Below are 1161 nucleotides of genomic sequence, written 5' to 3'. Positions count from 1 at the left end.
CGACGACCCGGTCCTCGCCCGTCGCCTGGAGCAGGTCGGGTGCGCCGCGGTCATGCCGCTCGGCTCGCCGATCGGGACCGGGCTGGGCATCCGCAACCCGCACAACATCGAGATGATCGTGGCCGCCGCGGGCGTGCCGGTCGTGCTCGACGCCGGGATCGGCACCGCCTCGGAGGCGGCGCTGGCGATGGAGCTGGGCTGCGACGCGGTCCTGCTCGCCACCGCCGTCACCCGTGCCGCCGACCCGGAGCGGATGGCCCGCGCGATGCGCCGCGGGGTGGAGGCGGGCTGGGACGCCCGGCACGCCGGTCGGATCCCGCGCCGCTACCGGGCACAGGCGAGCTCGCCCGACCGGGAGGACTGAGGACCGATGTCCGGGTGCGTTCCGCGGAACGCACCGGACCGGATCGGGAGGGCTCAGGCGGGGGCGACGCCATCGGCGTGCCGCCGGGCCAGGGCGCGGTAGAAGTCCGGGTTGGTCCGCACCCACCAGCGGGCCTGCTCGGTCAGCTCGCCGTGCTCCTTCGCCGCGGAGCCGAGCATCAGCCGGTCGGCGGCCAGCTCGGAGTTCGGCGCGACCGTCGACCCGGCGGCGACCATCGCGCCCTCGCCGATCCGGGCACCGTCCTGCACGGTGCTGCCGTTCCCGACGACCGCGCGCGCCCCGATCACGGCGCCGTGCACCACGCACAGGTGCCCGATCGTGGCGCCCTCGCCGATCTCGGTGACCGGGTCGTCGCCGCCGTGCAGCACCGACCCGTCCTGCACGTTGGCGCCGGCGCGCACGACGATCGGCCCCAGGTCGGCGCGGAGCACGGCATTATACCAGATCGAGGCGCCCTCCTCGACGCGCACGTCCCCGACGAGCGTCGCGGTCGGAGCGACGAAGGCGTCCGGGTGCACGGTGGGGGAGAGGCCCTCCAGAGCGAACAGCGGCATGAGCGACAGCTTCGCACCCCGTTCCGCCCACCGGCCGCCACACCCGCGCGACCGCGACCGCCGCATCGCTCAGTCGTGCGGACGGGCGTGCAGACCCAGGTCCGACAGCTCCAGCGCGGCCAGCGCCGCGACGACCGCCGGGTCCCCCGACCGCCAGGCCGCCGCCGGGTCCGGCGCGACCCGGACCAGCCGTGACACCGGCACCCGGGACAGCGCCCGCAC

Annotated in this window: 1 protein-coding gene and 1 pseudogene; one reads left to right on the top strand and one right to left on the bottom strand. The window is 76.4% G+C overall.

Annotation, left to right across the window (positions count from 1 at the left end; translation table 11 throughout):
• A pseudogene (thiG, locus tag GTW08_RS08755) lies at positions 1 to 364 on the top strand (thiazole synthase); the annotation flags it as partial.
• 53 nt (positions 365 to 417) lie between these two features.
• On the opposite strand, the gene GTW08_RS08750 reads toward thiG, so the two are convergent.
• The gene (locus GTW08_RS08750) at positions 418 to 939 is read right to left on the bottom strand and encodes a gamma carbonic anhydrase family protein (RefSeq protein WP_073576912.1); all 522 of its coding nucleotides are present in this window, start codon (positions 937 to 939) and stop codon (positions 418 to 420) included.
• Positions 940 to 1161 lie beyond the last annotated feature (222 nt).

It is taken from the genome of Pseudonocardia sp. SID8383, assembly GCF_009864975.1.
GTDB classification, from domain to species: domain Bacteria; phylum Actinomycetota; class Actinomycetes; order Mycobacteriales; family Pseudonocardiaceae; genus Pseudonocardia; species Pseudonocardia alni.
Note: the sequence above shows the minus strand (reverse complement) of the source record. Positions and strands in the feature narration are given on the sequence as shown.

Excerpts from the sequence above, each read along its gene's own strand:
- GTW08_RS08750 (WP_073576912.1), bottom strand. The coding sequence starts at position 939 with ATGCCGCTGTTCGCTCTGGAGGGCCTCTCCCCCACCGTGCACCCGGAC.